This window comes from Marinoscillum sp. MHG1-6, assembly GCF_024714475.1.
Lineage (GTDB): Bacteria > Bacteroidota > Bacteroidia > Cytophagales > Cyclobacteriaceae > JAMZMI01.
In genome coordinates, this window is the sequence record NZ_JAMZMI010000006.1 from 160,659 (window position 1) to 178,078 (window position 17,420).

A 17,420-nucleotide genomic window follows, 5' to 3' on the forward strand; every position below is an offset into this window, starting at 1 on the left:
ACTAATAATTGCTGCCCTTCTGGTTAATAATGATTGATAAAATTTCTAATAGTCCCATATCAAAAATTTTCGGAGCGCAGAAGCACTCAACTTTTAATGCTATAGTCCTTTCAACCCTACGTCGGGCATTTCAAATATTAGCGGAAATTGTAGAAACACCGGTTAGTAAATCGCTGTTTTTTGAACAGTATTCTTTCAATAAAGAATTTAGCAGGTCTCTCTTAAAACCTCAAAAACACTTTCAGATGGAATGTTATTTTATTTCCAATTTAACCAAATAATTATAATTTATTTCCATCATGAATCAATATTCCTCTCTAATTTTTTAATGGTTTCTTGAAATTTGGTCAAAGAAAACTTCCTTCAAACTATTAGCATAACAACTCCCAAACAACATTTTTCTGATTAAGAGAAATTGAATTTCAACTTCCTCAGAACACAGTGGATGGGGATTGAGATAAAAAAAATCCCGTGAAATTTTTTCACAGGATTTCGCTTAGGGCACATTAATATTGCCTGATTAAATAAAGGAGACGCTTAAAAGCCCACCCATAACGTGATCAATCCTTGATTATACACATTGTCCTCATTGAACCTCCTATTTTTACATGCACAAAGTAGATACCTGATTTCAAGGCTCCTAAATCTAGTTTATTGCCAGGTTGAGTCAACTGAGTTTCCAAAACTGATCTACCAAAAAGATCAATGATGCTTAGGTCAGCATACAGATGGTCAGCAGGTAGGGCAATATTCAACACATCAGTAACAGGGTTTGGATATAGCTTGATTGCATTGAGAAAAGCCTCATCACCCCCAAGTGAACTTCGCGCACCACCATTGCTACAAGTCACGACATTTTGCATCACATTATAACTCAAACTGCCATGACTAACATCATCCACGCATAAATCCACTACGACACCACCTTTCAGAGTAGAAGTAGTTTGTAAAGTTACCACTCCGCTAGCATTGGTTGTTCCAGACACCGTTTCATTCCAGCTACCGCTAAATGTGCCTATAACATTGGCATTGGCAACAGGATTAGACTGATCATCAAGAATAGTCACATCTGCATACCCGTATTTACTACCTTTGCCAGCACCTATGGTTCCAGTCGTTACAGACTGAACGAACATATAAGGTCCACCTGTATTAACCGTGATGTTATACTTAACACTGTTCTGCGTGCCACAGTAATTGGTATGCACTGCTGTCGGTAAACATGAACTACTCAATGTAATATATTGCTCACGTTCCGAACCGGATGTGCCACATCCACTCCAACTCCATGTACCATCAAATGGTTGAGGTCCAAGCCCAACAACGTCACCTTGATTGATTGTAATCTCTGTACCAATCACCCAGGTCCCATAATTTATCTGATAATATGGAGTAATTGCAGATGGGCCACAAATACCCGTTACACCTACTGATGATGAAGTTGTTTCTAATGCATTATCTGTTGCAACTGCTGTAATACTGAAATTCCCAGTTCCAACTACCCAGTTCATTTCATATGGGCTAGTTTTATCAATACCGATTGATATGCCGTCCACAAAAAATTCAACCTGAGTCACTGTACCATCAGAATCAGAGGCAGAAGCAGAAATGGTGATATTTGTTCCATCAGAGAAACTCGTACCATTCACCGGTGAAGTAATATCCACAAATGGCAGTACGTTTGGCGTTGCTGAACCAGAAATATTAATTGGGCTTGAGGTGGTTACTGCAAGCGAATCGTCGGTTGCGACAGCTGTCAAGCTAAAATTACCTGTTCCAATTATCCAGCTAGCCGTATAAGGGCTTGTCGTATCAAAACCAATCGATCCACCATCTACAAAGAATTCTACTTGCGTAATGTTCCCATCATTATCATACGATTGCGCTGTTATGCTGACATTGGCACCATCCTGATAGGCAGTTCCTTCTACTGGAGAAGTAATGTACACGATTGGATCTTGATTTGGAACTTGTGGGAGTTCATGCATTTGGAACGTTGCATCCTGAAACTCGGTTTGGTTTGACACCTGATCAATTCTCAACACAAAGTTTGAATGACGCATGTAATAACCAGGGAAATTGTATGACTCAAAAGATGTCCACGCAGCATCGGCTAACCCTTGACGAATATAAAATGTCGCATCAGCTTCTTCTAAACTATTTGATACAGTTCCTCGGGTTAACACATAATTAAAATGTCTGAGGTAGGTACCAGGATTATTTACGGACTCAAAGGAAACGCCATTCGGGTCTGCCAACCCGGGCACCATGGTCCACTGCTTGTCATCCGCTGGCGATACGTTTTGATCAATTCTCACACTGCTATTCAAGTGTCTTATAAAATGATTAGGGAAATTATATGATTCCCAACTCACACCATCAGAAGCGCCTGGAGCAAGCTCTGGGATGCCACTGCCCACCGCAAAGCTTGATTTGTGATCACGATAAACTTCACCAGCAGGCGTAAAGTCTAAGGTACCAGGATAAAACATCTGCCTTGTATCTTCTACCCATTCATAAATCGAATATCGCTCAACGAATGGAGCATTATCAAGCATCTCCACCCAATCTCCAATTGTTTGAGCTTGTTCCTCATAAGTTGGTTTACAGCATGTCCAGTTCGCACCATTATTCCATTCAGTAATCCAAATAGGCAATCCTGTATAATTATGAATATCCGCCAGGAAATCATAGAATTGCTGGGTGGTTTGCCCCCCGCGATAAAAATGAATTGCTATAAAATCAATTCTGTAATTATTAGCCTGACAGGCATCATAAAAATCTCTTATCCATTGCACACCACCATCCGTTGGCGCAGGAGTACCTACTCTTAATCCACTTTTAAGCATTTCAGGCCATTGAGCAATAGCTTCTTCGACGGTTGAATAACCATCATCCACCGGATTGTCAGGCTCATTGAAGTGTAGTGCCGCAGTTGAATTCGTTTTATACCAAATGTTTTCATAAGAATTCCATCCTGGGTTGTGCCTCATCGGGATATATTCGACATCCAAAGAAGAAATGTCCTGATTGTTCCAATCATAGTGCCACTGACCTTCAAGAAGACCTACGTTGGTTTTGCCTCCACCGGCATATCCTTTTTTGGTTGTCCATCTCCAGGGGATCACTCTAACAAACGAAGCTGCATTTGACAAACCCACGGGCAATGAGTTCACAACGACATCCGCATCGCTAGCCACATAATTTCGACTTTCTCCAGTACCGTCAGCATTAGCGGCAATGGTAGCCATGTATCCTTTTTTCAATACAAATGACTGGATATTGTTGTTCATACTCCCTAACTGGGCTTCATAGTAGAAAGTATAATTATCAAAACTCATTGATGTCCCAGATAAGTTATCACTGGCGTAAGCCGTCAACGCCTGATAACTTGAAGAGTGACTTATCACCATCGCACCCTGCAAATATTGTACGACACGCACGTTTTGATCTACAACTGCCGCTGAACCGTTCACCTTAATATGTGCAAGTTCGTTGGACGCTACCTCCGAAGGCAAGAGGTTTGGAAAGTAAAGCCAAACATCATCAGATAACATATTAATCGTACTGGCATTTAAAGGATCCTTAGCAGAGGTAATGACTACGTTACATGAACCAGAAAACTCAATGTTGCGACCATTAAGATGTTCTACCGTACCTTGATAATCTGTTAATTGTTCTTGAGCATTTGATGAGCTCATTACAATAAATAGTAACAAAAATGACAACATCACCCTGAAACAATAATTTGGATTAGGCTGATGATGTTTAAAAGTTAGAGAGTCTCTATTGAGTCTTTCTTTTTCAGAATAGAATTGAATCATGTTATTTATTATTGGTTAAATACATATCAATTAGGGTGAATTTCATCACACGAAGTGGCATCAATATGGTCTGACAAACCATTCATGATGCCTCAGGCATTGCCGTTGATAATTCAGGATTGTGGCTTTGTAAAATCGCGTTCAGGGCGGTCAGAAGATTATATCAAATCAGAATAACTAACCAAGTCGGATCTCCGGATTTAAATTTTTCATAATTATTTAGGTGGCAAAATGCGTTTTTATCATTTATTAAGATGATACATGCGTATTTTTTGACTTATTTGAAAAATCAATTTCTTTTAAAACGCCATAAACTATAGGGGAGCTATTAACCAGATTACGGGGTGAAAATAGGATAAGAGATATGTGTGATCTATGTAAGCTATTCAGACAACCAACCCTGCCACACTTTTAAATATGCCTAACTGTACTATTTATATAATGCGTCTGGACCAGGAATAAAAGAATGGATATAACCATCGTTCGGTTTTCACCAATTTCGCATGGAACTCGGTAAGCTGACGACTCGATTTTTACCCACAAAGAACACAAAAAGCCCCCTGAATCCAGGGGGCTTCCATCTTCTAAAAAACCAAATTAATTATGAAAAAAGGATCATTATTGAAGTTCAAAGGCTCCCAGGTCTGGAGCACTCCCCTGATAGTCGAGACCTACATCCACACCCTTATCGATTAGGTCACTTCCGCCGACAAGTTTCAAGTAGCTGATATCCGGTAAACTCCCATCTGATTGTCTTGGACTTAACAGAAGCTGCATATCAACGCTTTCAAAATCACCGGAAGTGGTACTCAAACCATCCTGCCAACCATTATTAGTAACATCTGTCGTAGTAGCATTAAAAGCATCAACACTATTTCCTGTCAGCGAAATCGAGTTCTTTATGATCAGACTGGCTGCCGGATTGGTTGAACTAAAACTATAATTTTTGCCATTGCTATGGGCTGAACAATTATAAATGGTGATGTCTCCCCTGTTGCTGTTATGATCAAATCCATCATATACATTGCCCGCTGCGATGCAATTCTTATAAACAGCGTTGTGCTTTAATAATTTATCATCTGATCCTCCTGTCTTGAAGCCATTACCATCTCCAGCGCCTACGGAACCATTTTTTAAATATCCATTTTTGATCGCCCAGCAATTTTCATAGGTGGTAGTAATATTATCATTGCCCCTCATATAACCATCCCATCCATCATCCAGATTTTGCCATGCGCGACAACCTATAAATTTGTTCCCGGTTCCCGCATCGAGTTTACATGCAAACCCATCAGCATTTTCTATTAAGGAGTCAGCGTTGTAATAGGAATCACAATTTTTGATGGTGTTATTGGAGCCTCCATTACCGATCTGTAAGCCGGAATCAGAATTCTCTGAAAAGGTGCAGAATTCAATAATATTATTGTTTCCGCTTATAAACATCCCATTATCTCCGGCCTTATAAAAATCTATGCCTTTTATATGCCAATAATCACCTGATAGTGAAACTCCTCTGTTGGAACTATTTTCAGGCATAGCCGAAAAATCAAACTTTGGACGATCATCTCCCGGATAAACCAGCAATGAAATCATATTTGAAGAGTTCCCATCTTTGGAAATACTAATCGTCGAGCTAAATGCATAGGTGCCGGATCTAACATAAATTTTATCACCCGGAAGTGCTGCCGCAAGCGCATTTAAGATCTCTGCTTTTGTCGTGACGACCTCACCATCGATGGATGTATTTACACCAGATATATTTACCACCAATTCTGCTTGTATGCCAGAAGCATCCGTTGCAACAGCGTAAACTGTAACAGAACCATTGGCCTTCGGTGTCAACAGGCCTGAGGAAGATATTTCTGCAATGCTCTCATCCGACACTGACCACGAAATCACTTTATTGAAAGCATTGGCCGGAAATACATCAGCACTCAGTTGTTTGGCTCGTCCATCGGTAATATCACCGCCATTAATCGTGATACTTTCCACCAAAACCTGAGAAACTCCTACTCCGGAAATATTGAAAGATTTACTAGCCGTCACTTGAGAACCATCTGTCGCACTGGCTGTTACCGTCACTATTCCATTTGATACGGCTGTCAATACGCCTTCCTGGCTGATCGTGGCTACGAGATCATTTGAAACACTCCACTCCACGACCTGATTGGTTGCATTAGTAGGGCTAATCATCACCTCAAGCTGCGAGGACCCTCCGTCTTCTATAAAATCACCTTTTATGGAAATATATTCCACCAGGACCTCCCCTGACTCAGGAGTATTGTCATCACATGCTGCAAATACCCACATTGCTCCCAGCAACAGGTAAAAGACATTTTGTCGTAAACTGGTTGTTCTCATTATTATTACTCTACTTAACTTTTCTACTATTACACTCTCTAAAAACTTGTCTAATTGGAAGGCCCACGCTTCCACCATATTTTCATCTGAATATCCTCTTCCCTCATTACTCCTGACTAACTAATTCATTCAGGTAAACCTCGATATTGGTGTAAACCGAATCCATATCATAACCGGCACTATCATCTCCATCCACATTCAATCCCTTTTTCCTCTCCCATTTATCCGGCATGCCATCCTGATCAGCATCCTTTGGTGCCATTTTCGACTTTAGCACAGGCCATCCTCCCACATCCTTTTGGCTATCGATAATGCCATTTCCATAAGTTGCAGTTCCCTTCCTCACCTCTTCAATTACCCTTTTATCCACGGCATCCTGACAGTAATTAGCTCCTACATTTTTCAATACAACTTCAAAAGCTTCATCAGCAGGTTGCGTCCTGATCTCCGCAACATCCAAAGGGTTATCTAATCTGATTAACAACCTTTTATCCTCATCTATCTTAACACCTTCCCAATTATCATTCGTGACCTCGCTATCTTCTTCGAGTATATTACCCTCGACGAAAAATTGTCCATAGGGCTCGTAAGGATCCAGTATTTTGTCCTTCTTGCTTGATGTACCCGGTCCGCTTTTGTAGTAATTATTGATGAGGTTATAATTCCCCTCTTCACCTGCATAAACATTGTTTTCCCCCCAATTGTAGATCACATTATTTCTGAAATCTGCTATTTCTCTTTCGGGCTGCCTATGGTACCTGGCCCCCTGAAGACGAGGGTTTCTACTAAGGTGATGCGCGAACAAATTATGATGAAAAGAGGCATTCATTCCTCCCCAAATCCCACCGTAGCCATGGGCTCCCTTGCTATGAACAGAGTTATTCAGGCTCTCGGAGATAATACACCACTGCACGGTCATTTCTTCATTGTCATAAAAAGAGGCACATTCATCGGTAGCCCAGCTAAACGAACAATGATCAACGATGACGTTTTTCTGGTTTTTGACCGTGATGGCATCATCCTGTTCGCCCTTCTCATCACCCATCCGCGATCGAATGTACCTGATGATGACATTGTTCCCTTTGACCTTAATCGGGTAGTTTTTAAGTGTAATACCATCACCCGGAGCACTTTGCCCGGCTATGGTCAGGTCACCGTGATTGATATCCAGATCTGACTCGAGTTCGATGGTGCCGGAAATAGCAAAAACCACAATTCTGGGATATTTCTTTCTCAATGCCTCCCTGAGGCTACCCGGACCCTCATCCTCTAAATTGGTTACAATCATTACTTTTCCCCCTCTTCCTCCGGTCGTTAACCTTCCGTAACCTTCGGCTCCGGGAAAGGCGATACCTTGAGACTGAGCGACCGTCAAATCAAACAGAAAAATGATGATTACCAAGGCAAGCTTCATACAACCTCCAAAACACCATTCACTCCAACTTATTATTGATTTCGCCTTCCTCAAGTCAATTGCAATTATTAAAAAAAATTAAGGCAGAAACACCTCAAAGGCGTTCCTGCCAAACTAAACCATAAATGAATTCCTTTATTCTTTAATAAACTTCTGGCTCAAGCTTTCTTCATCAACCATTATCTCCAGTACATAAATACCTTTAGCCAGAGCAGAAATATCAATTTCAACCTGATTGTTGGATATGAATTTTGGAACCCCGTTCACCATTGAACCATCCAGAGTATAAATGACCAATTGGTCCTTTTTCAACTCTCCTTTTGTTAGGATAATTACTTTATCAGTTGCTGGATTTGGCCATATCCTAAATTCATAGTCATCCAGATCATTATTGCTCAAGGCAGCAGCCGCTTCCGTCGTTCCTGTCACTGAAATTGAAACATTGTCAACCCCCGTACTAGAGTGCACGATGTCACCGTTGTAGCTGCCTTCAGCCGGACCATTTAATCTTATGTAAATAGTAGTGGTCGCCAAAGTGCCTTCAGATGGCACCAACGCCAATGATTTAAGCCAAAGCTCATCATTGAAGGAGATTTCATATCCCTCCGGCAAGCTAATATCCACTTTTCCGGCCAGGTTAGTTCCCGCTATGGTATAGGACTGAGAAGCAGAAGGACTGCCCAATGAATGAGAGAAAGCTGTTAATTCACCTGTAATCGTCATACCCGGATCAGGGATCACTTCACCGGCGACAGCCAGGGTATCATTATCAGCATCCGTCGCACTGTGTATGACTTCTCCGCTATAGGAACCTAAAGCAGACGCATTTAATCGTACATAGACAAGCGCATTCGTAATGGTACGCTCCACCGGAGTAAGCGCTACTGACGTCGACCAGGACGTTCCCTCATCTGCAGAAACCTCAAAGTCGCTTGGAGCCGTTACGGTAATATCTCCTTTCAGATTCGTTCCGGATATCCGGTAAGACTGACCTGTAGATGGATTACTCAAGTTTTGTGTGAAATCTGTCAGTGTTCCGGTATGAGAAATTTCCGGAATTAATGTCACGATTGTTCCACTTACTGCTACCGTATCATTTTCAGCATCGGTGCTTGTATGAACGATATTTCCAGACACCTCTCCTTCCGTATCACCATTTAGTCTGACATATATAGAAGTAGCACTTATTGATCCTGAAGATTGAGATACGATCAATGGATTAATAGAAGTAAACCAATCAATCTCATTTAATGAAACCTCGAAACTACCTTCCGGCGTAATGGTCACATCTGCAGTAAGATCTTTACCGGTCAGGCTATATGTGGATACACTGTAACCTGCAGCATAACCCAGGTCCTGAAAAAGTGCATCAGGTAAACCAAGTGTTTTAATGGTAGGCACTGCTGACGCAGCATCTGACAACGCATCTGGAATTCTAGTTTCACCCGGGGAGTACGCACCAGTTGTATCCCACACAATCCAATCGAACTGGGTATCTATATTCTCACTACTCCAGCCATCTCCAAATCGCCAGTACCCGCTACCATCTGCAGCTCCAGCGGCAGGAAGGGTATAAATTGGAGTCTTGTCTTCATTGATATAAACATTTACATCAGCTCCATATTTTGTAAACCTAAATATATTCCATTCTGTAGCTGTAAACCCCCAATCACCAGTAGCAGGCACTACGCCATCATCACCTTTATCAATTTTATAAGTACCATCATTTAATACTTTAATGGCAAAACGTGCAGATGAGGTACTTCGAAAATCTATATCAAACAGCATGTTCTTTTCAGCATCCACAGTCTTGGCCTTCAGAACCACAGTAACCGAGTCAGAGTTGGTAAATTGTTTAAATTGAACGTTATCCTTATTCAAAGCAGAAAGATCTGTTTTAACGCTAAGTAAGTTATTGCCGGCATCGGATGGATCAACTATAGTCTCAAACGTATATGTCCCACTCGTATTAGACAACTCAAATGGAGGATCAAATGTATCCACTGGATGTACATCAGCTTCATAAGATATCCAATCTCCCAATGGTGCTTTTAAAGCTATACTTGCAGGAAGAGCCTGATCAGCAGGTGAATAGGCACCTGTAGTATCCCATGCGATCCAATCAAACTGAGTATCAATATTCTCACTGCTCCAACCATCACCAAATCTCCAATATCCACTTCCATCCGCTGCTCCAGCTGCAGGAAGAGTATAGATAGGAGTATTATCTTCATTGATATAAACATTTACATCAGCTCCATTTTTGGTAAACCTGAAGATGGTCCATTCTGTAGCTGTGAAACCCCAGTCACCAGTAGCAGGCACGACCCCATTATCTCCTTTATCAATTTTATAAGTACCATCATTTAGCACTTTAATGGCAAATCGTGCAGAAGAAGTACTGCGAAAGTCAATGTCAAATAACATTCCTTTTGCAGCATCCGCTGTCCTAGCTTTTAGCACTACTGTCGCCATGTCAGAACCTGTAAATTGTTTAAACTGTACGTTATCCTTATTCAAAGCAGAAAGATCAGTTTTTACACTAAATAAGTTATTACCGGCGTCAGATGGATCTACTATAGTTTCAAACGTGTACGTCCCACTTGTATTTGACACCTCAAATGGAGGATCAAAAGTGTCCACCGGATGAACATCAGCTTCATACACTGTCCAATCTTGCGCTTGAGCTACAGCACAAAGTAGTGTAAGGAATAATATTGAATATATCTTTTTCATATAATGATGATTTAAAATTTATATTAAAAATCAGACGGCTTATTAAGTTATGTAAACGATTGTTCTTCATTCTTCGGTTTTTAGAATATGCCTCCAGACAAATGGAGACATATTCCCATTAAATTACCATCTGACATTTTTTTATTGTAACCACTTAGTATCACCAACATTCGCGTCAATGATATCCTGATTGGTTACAGTAAAATCACCTGATGAAGCATCTACAAATGCTGGATTAGCTTCTGTCGCATCCACATCTACTGCCAAATATTGGCCTTCAAATAGTGCAAAAGCATTGTAATAAAAATTATTTTTGAAAGTGGTTGACACTTCAGGAGCAACATCTCCTGATTTGGTCCAGTTTCCAAGATTGCCATTCGTGGCGCTTTCAAAGCCCGTATCAACGAACAAGCAATTGCTCACTTCCAGGGAGTTACCCGCGGCGGACATTCTAAAGAAACCACGATTATTACTATTATCAACAGTACATACTTTGTAAAAAGTACAATTCTTAAATTTCACATCCGCGATAACCTGCATACGTAAGAATGATCGAATGCCATTGCTAAATGTACAGTTCTCTACGGTGAGTGATCCAAAGGCTCCTCCTCTGATATCAAAACCATCACCTCCACCACCATCTATATCATATACATAGCTGTTGATCATAATCACATCACCATAGGTCCCAGACCCCTGATTGTACAGGATGTTATTTTTGTATCCGCTGATCTCGCATCTATCAAAAACCAATTTCACGGGATTCCCGGTGGCTGCAGTAACGTTGAACACTTGATTATAGTTATTTTCTCCTCGCATATCAAGGAGCACTAAACCAATCGAAGCAATTGTCGTTTCAACCTGGAACTGACCAGTTATAACAGGCTTATCGTAAGATTTCTGCCCTTCTATCACAATGGACTTGGCAAGAATATAACTCCCAATATCATACATCCCTTCTGCAAGAATTAAAGTATCCCCTTCTGCTGCCGCATCAATCTTAGCCGCCAAATCATCCAGAGGTGTTACATTATATTCTTTCAAAGTGGAAAACTCCACCGTACCCCTCTTATCGCTCCCGTTGTATATTGAAACGGTATAATCCGTAGCCCCAGAAAGGCCCTCCAGTGTCGCTTCTCCGTTCAGCTTCTCGGTATTGGAAATCTGAACCAATAAATTACCCGGAGTCACCAAAAAATGGGTTACCTCACTGTTAGCCTCCCAAAGTAGCTTTGCATAAGTATCCTGCACATTGGGTCCTGGAAGTGGGAAAAACAGTTGCTCCGGAGAGGTCCTGGCAGTTATTTCAGCCCAGTTTGATTCCTCAATGCCGTCAACTACAGCCTTCACCCTGGCCGAATAGCGAGTGTCTCCATTAAGTGTCTCCGTAAACGTAATTTCCCCGGAAACAGGAATATCAACCTCTTCGATCACTCCAGTAGCTACCGGATCTCCTGAAAACTCGAGGCTATCCTGAAAAAACTCAATAACATATTGATTAACCCTGGCATCTGCCGTCCAGCTCAGTTCAATATCAATTTGGTTACGAACCCTGGCCTCAAGGCCTACCGGAGCAAAAGCTCTGGATACCGTAAGATCTGTAATGACAGGATCAATATCATCATCGCATGCTGTGAGCAAAATGAACAGCACACCAAACAGGATTCCTGTAAATTTCTTTATTGTAGTATACATATTCATTCTTTTTTAATTCAGTAATTCATTGGTTAACATGCCATTGCTTCCATCAATAAACACTTGCCAGATAGGCCAGTATTGATTCGCATCCGGATTTCCGACATATAGTCCTTCTACTTTATCGTCTTCCAGTTCTCCCGGGTCTGCCCAGGACATATTATCACTGTATTCTGCTGACTTATCATCGGTTTCACCACGCTCCAGACCGTAGAACTCTAACGTTTCGTTGTCCGCGGCAAGTCGATAGTAAAGTATTGATGACACATCTGAATAGTCACCTGATCTACTTCTCAAGTCATACATTTTTGCTTTGGCTTCTGCCAGTTTCGTACCCAACAGGTTCCATCTGATCAAGGCTTGCTTACGTAGCATTTCTCCACAGAACTCCAGCTTGTGCTCTTCCACAATGGCATCAAAAACCGCAGTTCCGGACAAACCATCAATGTATGCATCCACCTTGGTGGCCCAATCGGTTGAATTGAAGGCCCTTTTTCTGATTTCTTTCAGATAAGGCTTGGCCGCATCCGCACCTTCGAGTTCATAAGCCGCTTCTGCAGCCATAAGCAAAATTTCTGCGTAGCGCATGTACATGTAGTTGGTACCATCATCATTTGAAGCTGTGACATACCTGGACTTCCATTCATAGCGATACTTGCCAAACATCCATTCATTAATTCCTGTAAGTTCCTGCTGAGCTACGTCCGTTGCCGGGCTCACATCTTTCCATCTGTAGGGCACACAGGTAACATCCCTCCGAGTATCTGCAGCATCATAATCATAGAACATGTGAGGAACCGGACCACCCTGCCCTCCACGAGCCTGCCCTGTGTATTTATCTATACTTTCATGCCTGACAGCAAATGTGAACATCCATCGACCACGACCGTCGGCGAATGGAATTTCCCAAAGAGACTCTCTTCCTGCTTCAATCTGATCGTTACTAAAATTCCTCCAAAGATCTTCAAAGGATGACTCCAATTGAGCGGTACCACTTTCTATGACATCTTTGCATTCCTGTAAAGCAATAGCATACATATCAGCTCTGGCAAGCTCGGGATCATTACTCAGCCTTACCCCATCACCATATTGTGAATATCCACCAGCAGCTAAAGCCAATCGAGCTCTAAGCCCCTTCACAAAGGCCTTATTGACTCTTTCCACCGTAGCAGTATTGGAAGTTTCATTTGGCCATGGAACCAGCGTTGCTGCCTCCTCCAAATCAGCTAATAATTGTTTGTAAATCACATCCCTGCTAGAACGCGGGAGATAGATGGTCTCAGGAGTGATCGGCTCAAAACTGGCAGGCACATCGCCCCAGCTTTTCACAAGGTCGGCGTAGTAAACCGCTCTTAAAGTAAGGGCTTCACCAAGTAAGTGAGCCATCTCGGGATCATTTTCAATATCCCCATAAGCACGCAAACCTCTAATGCACAAATTAGCACGCTCTATACCCGTATACATCATGGCCCAGGCATTGTTGGTGGTATTCATCTGATCATTATCCGGCTGTGCAGAATATTTGACCAGATCGTAGTTATCGTCTGCGTTACTGGAACTGTTATTCCATTCAATATCAGTATTCATTCCATACCAGGGCAAAAAGCGTCCCCTGTAGGAATTGGTCTGTCCCATGGGCTCCTTGATACCATCTACGGCACTTTTTGCGAGAGCATATACTGAGAATATTTTTGATTCGTCAAGAGTGGACTTGGCTGGTGCTTCCAGGAATTCCTCACAAGATGTACTTACACCAATCATCAGAACACTCGCTAATGCTATGTTTAATATCTTTTTCATTTTCAGTCTCATTTTGGATTAAAATGTAAGGTTCATTCCTACGGTAAATTGCCTGCTTCGTGGATAGGCAGAATAATCAACCCCGGGAGTAAGCGGAGTCTTTCTTCGTGTGGAAACTTCAGGATCAAACCCTGAATAATCGGTAAGAATAAACAGGTTGTAGCCCGTCACATAAAACCTGAGATTATCAATTCTCGCGCGTTGACTTAAGGCCTTCGGAACAGTGTATCCGAGGGTCAGAGTGTTCAATCTCAAGAAGGAACCATCCTCTACCGCCCAATCACTGAAAATGTACTTATCGATATACGGACTCCACATTGTGGTATTTGCATTTACCGCTGCGAGTTGAGCCGGATTCCTAATTAACTCTCCCGTGTTCCAATCAATATTTGTCCAACGCTTACCCTGCTCCTGGATATCAATTAGATTTCGGTAATTGTTATTTTCATTGGCAGAAGTAAACTCGACCTTATTGGCATTGTAAATATCATTACCAACACTCCAGTTAAATGCAGCAGTCAGGTCAAATCCATAGGCATAGGCATTGATAACAACACCTCCCGTATGCTTAGGATTTGCATTTCCAATGATTTTCCTATCTGCCAGAGTGATAGAGTCATTACCATCCAAATCCAGCAATTTCATAGCTCCCGGACGGGCTGTATAAAGCTCATCAGGGTTAGCCACTCCTTCCTTCAAAATCCATTCATCGTTTGCGGCATCGTAATCAAAGTCATCCACCTCGTAGCGGCCATCAGACACATAACCGTACATTTCACCAATTGACCCACCAACTCTTGCTAAGTAATCCTGTGCTATCTGAGTGGAAGCCCAGCCAGTAGTAACCGGAGGCCCTAATATCTCATCGAGGGTACCAAGCGATTTAATTGAGTTTTTATTGAAGGCTATGTTGAAATTGGCACTCACTCCATAATCGCGCTCATCAATTGCGATCACCCCAAGAGATAATTCCACTCCCTTATTCTCTGTTTCACCAATATTTCTATATTGATCGGCGTAGGCTCCTGCCAAAGGAAAACGAACCAATAAATCACGTGTGTTATTTTGGTAAAGCTCTACGGTACCATTGACCCTGCCAGTCAGTAAACCAAAGTCTAATCCAATATTTTTAGTTTCTGTTGTCTCCCATTTCAAGTCTGAATTGGCCAGCGTAGTAGCGGGTGCCCAAATGCTGGATATATCATTCAAATAGTTGGTATTACTTGAAAGGAACACCTGCTCGGTCTGAGCAGTAGGTATATTATTATTACCCGCCACCCCGTAGCTTGCACGCAGCTTCAACAGGTTCATCCATGCAGAGGTTCCAGCCATAAAACTTTCTTCTGAAATCTTCCATCCACCAGAAACAGATGGAAAAAAGCCCCAGACATTATTACCTCTAAACCTACTTGAACCATCAATTCTGTAAACGGCCGTCAGGAGATACCTGTCCATGTAATCATAGTTGACACGGGTAAAAAAGGACACCAGCTTATCATCGGCACTCTGGAAGTTGTCCGCCGTAATTGGGGTACCCTGAGTGGTCAGTTTGAAAGCATCCTCTGCTGAAAACAATGCCGGGTATCCTTGTATTTCATACTCCAACTCTGATGATTGGGTAAACAACACTTCCTGACCAAGCATGACCTTCACATTGTGCGTCTCACTTTTCAGGGCATCATAATTGATCAGGTTTGTACTCCTTAATCGCAGCTCCTTATCATCAGTAAATACCGCTGAAGGTAGGTTAGGAAATGCAGGAGACCGGTCTCTGGCTTTATAGGTTGTTACCCCATAAAATCGATTATCCAATCGACTGTAATTATCTACCGTAAAAGAAGTAGATACCTGTAATGGGTCAATAATGCGATAAGAAAACCTACCTGATATATTGTAATTGCCACGCTCCTGAAGACGAGAATTATCATATGTGGATCTGATTGGATTGACAAGATCGCTTGCGGTTTGTTCATTGGTATCATCTGATAGACTAACTCCTTCCAGCGGAATTGGCGCAAATTGTATCGCATGTTTCAATCTGGAATCGGCAGAAGACACTTCATTCTGCTCATTTGCTCCCCCGCCATTTATCTCTGTATCAGAGTATCTTAAAGAAAAGCTGAGGTCAGCCTTATCACCTAGCTTGTTGTTCAGTTTAAAAGTGATGTTGTTTCTGACATAATCCGATCCAATCATGATCGCTTTGTCGTCAAATCGAGCAAAGTTCAGAGAGAAGTTAGACTTCTCGGTTCCGCCCCGAATACTCAAATCATTACTGAATGTGGTTCCGGTACGACCGTAAATTTGTCTTTGCCAGTCATTGGCCGGTTGACCTTCATATAGCCCCAGGTCTCCGAAAAGGCCAAAATAATCTTCATAATAAGATAAGTCTGCATCCGGACCTTCATCTTCCGCTCTCAAAACCCCTAATTCATAATGCCAGCGAGCATAATCTCCTGGATCAAGAACATCCAGGGTTTTAGCGATTTTCTTGACAGCATAAAAGGTGTTATAGTTTACAGATACTTCACCTTTTCTACCACTCTTAGTGGTTATGATAACCACACCATTTGCCCCCCTTGAACCATAAATAGCGGTAGAAGAAGCATCCTTCAAAACATCTATCGACTCAATATCGGATGGAGAAAGGTCCGAAATCGTACTTACCGGAAAACCATCCACAATAAACAATGGATTACTACTTTGTGTAAGGGAAGCCCCTCCTCTTACCCGAATCTTAACTTCGGCATCCGGGGAACCTTCCGTGGTTGTAATCTGAACCCCCGCCAATCTACCGGTCAATGACTCCGCCACCGTCGAAACCGGGACTTTTTTCAAAGCATCTCCTGTCACAGAAACAACCGATCCAGTAAGGTTTGATTTCTTCTGAGTACCATATCCTACCACAACGACTTCCTCAAGGGCCTGCACATCCGGCTCCAGGCTGATCGCGATTTGAGTCCGACTATTAACTGGTAATTCTTTGCTCAAATAACCAACAAATGAAAAGACGAGAATGGCATCTTCCTCGGCCATGATGGTAAAATTTCCATCAAAATCTGTAATCGTTCCATCAGTGGTTCCCTGTACCTGAATGGTCACACCAGGCATTCCTTCACCATTTTCATCAGTGACTTTTCCTTGAATTTTGATAGGATCTTGTTCCTTCACGACGTCCTCCACCTTTGGCAACTTGTGCCTGACATCCTGCTTTACAAAAATGGTTTCATTTACACGTCGGAATGACAAATCTGCCTGATCAGCAATGGAAAGTAACATATCCATGAGGGTACGCTGATCCTTAGTGACATTGACCTTTACATCTGGCAGGTCGTCAATCACATAGGCAAAAACAAAATCTGAATTTCTTTCGATTTGGGTAAATGCTTCCTGAAGCTCAAGATCTGAAAAACCAATCTTCACTTCAATCTCACTCAGTTTCTTACCCTGAGCTTCCGACGTATGCGTTACCGCCCAGGAGCACAGCGTGCTCTGCAAAACGAGGCAATAAAACATATACTTAGTCATTTTAACTAATGTATTTAGTAGGTTTGTTTTCATAATAGATGTTTTGGTATGTAAATATCAAA

7 protein-coding genes are annotated in these 17,420 nt (G+C 41.9%); all 7 read right to left on the bottom strand.

Translation table 11 applies throughout. The features are described 5' to 3' along the window. Nucleotides 1-560: 560 nt before the first annotated feature. A complete protein-coding gene (locus NXR94_RS14050) occupies nt 561-3,701 on the bottom strand; it encodes an AbfB domain-containing protein (RefSeq protein ID WP_258105292.1) in 3,141 nt (1,046 codons plus the stop codon). A 741-nt stretch (nt 3,702-4,442) separates the two neighbouring features. Further along, nucleotides 4,443-6,185, bottom strand: coding sequence for an Ig-like domain-containing protein (locus tag NXR94_RS14055; RefSeq protein WP_258105293.1), 1,743 nt, complete (start codon nt 6,183-6,185; stop codon nt 4,443-4,445). A 106-nt stretch (nt 6,186-6,291) separates the two neighbouring features. Then, entirely contained in the window at nt 6,292-7,599 is a 1,308-nt protein-coding gene (locus NXR94_RS14060) for a polysaccharide lyase family 1 protein (protein ID WP_258105294.1), read from the bottom strand. Between the two features lie 135 nt (nt 7,600-7,734). After that, nucleotides 7,735-10,335 carry a T9SS type A sorting domain-containing protein gene (locus tag NXR94_RS14065; protein ID WP_258105295.1) on the bottom strand — a complete coding sequence of 867 codons (2,601 nt, stop codon included), beginning with the start codon at nt 10,333-10,335 and terminating at the stop codon, nt 7,735-7,737. Between the two features lie 141 nt (nt 10,336-10,476). Next, entirely contained in the window at nt 10,477-12,030 is a 1,554-nt protein-coding gene (locus NXR94_RS14070) for a DUF5123 domain-containing protein (RefSeq protein ID WP_258105296.1), read from the bottom strand. Between the two features lie 12 nt (nt 12,031-12,042). Then, a complete protein-coding gene (locus NXR94_RS14075; RefSeq protein WP_258105297.1) occupies nt 12,043-13,830 on the bottom strand; it encodes a RagB/SusD family nutrient uptake outer membrane protein in 1,788 nt (595 codons plus the stop codon). An 18-nt stretch (nt 13,831-13,848) separates the two neighbouring features. After that, complete coding sequence (locus tag NXR94_RS14080; protein ID WP_258105298.1) at nt 13,849-17,391, bottom strand: TonB-dependent receptor; 3,543 nt, start codon at nt 17,389-17,391, stop codon at nt 13,849-13,851. Nucleotides 17,392-17,420 lie beyond the last annotated feature (29 nt).

What these genes read in the sequence shown, in the direction of transcription:
- NXR94_RS14050 (WP_258105292.1), bottom strand. Translation starts at nt 3,701, where the DNA reads ATGAGCTCATCAAATGCTCAAGAACAATTAACAGATTATCAAGGTACG.
- NXR94_RS14055 (WP_258105293.1), bottom strand. Translation starts at nt 6,185, where the DNA reads ATGAGAACAACCAGTTTACGACAAAATGTCTTTTACCTGTTGCTGGGA.
- NXR94_RS14060 (WP_258105294.1), bottom strand. Translation starts at nt 7,599, where the DNA reads ATGAAGCTTGCCTTGGTAATCATCATTTTTCTGTTTGATTTGACGGTC.
- NXR94_RS14065 (WP_258105295.1), bottom strand. Translation starts at nt 10,335, where the DNA reads ATGAAAAAGATATATTCAATATTATTCCTTACACTACTTTGTGCTGTA.
- NXR94_RS14070 (WP_258105296.1), bottom strand. Translation starts at nt 12,030, where the DNA reads ATGTATACTACAATAAAGAAATTTACAGGAATCCTGTTTGGTGTGCTG.
- NXR94_RS14075 (WP_258105297.1), bottom strand. Translation starts at nt 13,830, where the DNA reads ATGAAAAAGATATTAAACATAGCATTAGCGAGTGTTCTGATGATTGGT.
- NXR94_RS14080 (WP_258105298.1), bottom strand. Translation starts at nt 17,391, where the DNA reads ATGAAAACAAACCTACTAAATACATTAGTTAAAATGACTAAGTATATG.